The organism is Vibrio sp. Vb0304 (assembly GCF_033338995.1).
In the GTDB taxonomy this organism is placed as follows: Bacteria; Pseudomonadota; Gammaproteobacteria; order Enterobacterales; family Vibrionaceae; genus Vibrio; species Vibrio alginolyticus.
This window is the reverse complement of record NZ_JAWOTT010000187.1, coordinates 1-1,269: the sequence shown is the minus strand read 5'-3', so window position 1 is coordinate 1,269 and position 1,269 is coordinate 1. Positions and strand designations below refer to the sequence as shown.

General features: G+C 46.8%; 2 protein-coding genes. One reads left to right on the top strand and one right to left on the bottom strand.

Going from position 1 to position 1,269, the window contains the following annotated elements; translation table 11 throughout:
- The coding region (locus tag R7P35_RS24860; RefSeq protein ID WP_318093048.1) for a DUF2982 domain-containing protein at positions 1-504 on the top strand (504 nt) is incomplete at its 5' end.
- A gap of 20 nt (positions 505-524) precedes the next feature.
- On the opposite strand, the gene R7P35_RS24855 is transcribed toward R7P35_RS24860, so the two are convergent.
- Positions 525-1,181, bottom strand: a complete 657-nt coding sequence (locus tag R7P35_RS24855; RefSeq protein ID WP_020840953.1) for an MBL fold metallo-hydrolase — start codon at positions 1,179-1,181, stop codon at positions 525-527.
- Between the last annotated feature and the right edge of the window lie 88 nt (positions 1,182-1,269).

Here is a 1,269-nt window from a genome sequence, read left to right as displayed (position 1 = left end):
TTCGCCGTCCTGATGATTAAGAAAAGCCAAGTCACTTTCACATTGACCGCCTCGCACTTTCAGCAACACCTGTTTAAAGGCGGTTGGGTTGTCCGTTGGCGAAATATTGAGTCCATTGGTATATGCAGTTATCAACAAGACGGTTGGCATCAACCGCTCCCGTGGATAGGCATCCGCTTGAAGCACTATTCCCCTTACCTTGATGCAATTTGCCCGCGTATCGCGACGGAGATTTTACTTAGCCAACGCGCTTTGTTGTATTTGGGCGCAAGGCAGAACCATTGTGAAGAGAAATTTGAAGATATGGTGCTCGACCCACAACCGTACACTAGCAAAGCGGGAAAACAATACGACGGTTTGCAAGCCATGCTGGCGAATAGAATGAAGTATCAAAGAAAATTTTACGGCTATGATGTGTTTATTTCTGCCAGTGATTTAGACAGGGAAGCCGACGAATTTGTAGGGCTGACTCGGCGATACTTAGCGGCCGCCGAGCCAGAATAGTAACGAGTACAGACAAGGCGCTAGTATAGTGGCATCTCGTCAGCAACAAACGGGTTGGTTTTGCGCTCGTGACCGAAGGTAGATTGAGGACCATGACCCGGTACAAATGTAACATCGTTACCTAGAGGCCAAAGTTTCTCTTTAATTGAACTAATCAACGTATTGAAGTCGCCTTGGGGGAAGTCAGTACGACCAATGCTACCGTTAAACAGGACATCACCAACAAACGCTAAACGCGCTTCTTCACTATAAAGCACTACATGACCTGGCGTATGGCCAGGGGTATGGATAACATCCAGCTTTTGATTACCAAAAGTGACAACGTCACCGTCATTCAACCATTGATTCGGCTCAAATGCCTCAGTTAGAGGGAAACCGAACATTTTGCTTTGCCCTTCCAAACCTTGTAGCCAGAAGTTATCCGCTTTGTGCGGCCCAACGATTTCTGTTCCGCCTAACAGCGCTGATAATGGCTCAGTACCGCCAACGTGATCTAAGTGACCATGGGTCAATACCAATTTCACCACATCAACACCCAGCTCTTTGATGAGCATTGCAAGCTGTTTTTCGTCACCGCCTGGGTCAACAACGATGCCTTTCATCGTTTCGTCACACCACACGATAGAACAGTTTTGAGAAAAAGAAGTCACTGGGACAACTTGGTATTTCAGAGCCATAGATAACCTATTACCGAATAAATTTGCGTGAAAACTGCCGCAACTATGACACTAACCCTAGGCGACTTCAAGACTTACGCCAGCCCTA

Excerpts from the sequence above, each read along its gene's own strand:
- R7P35_RS24855 (WP_020840953.1), bottom strand. The coding sequence starts at position 1,181 with ATGGCTCTGAAATACCAAGTTGTCCCAGTGACTTCTTTTTCTCAAAAC.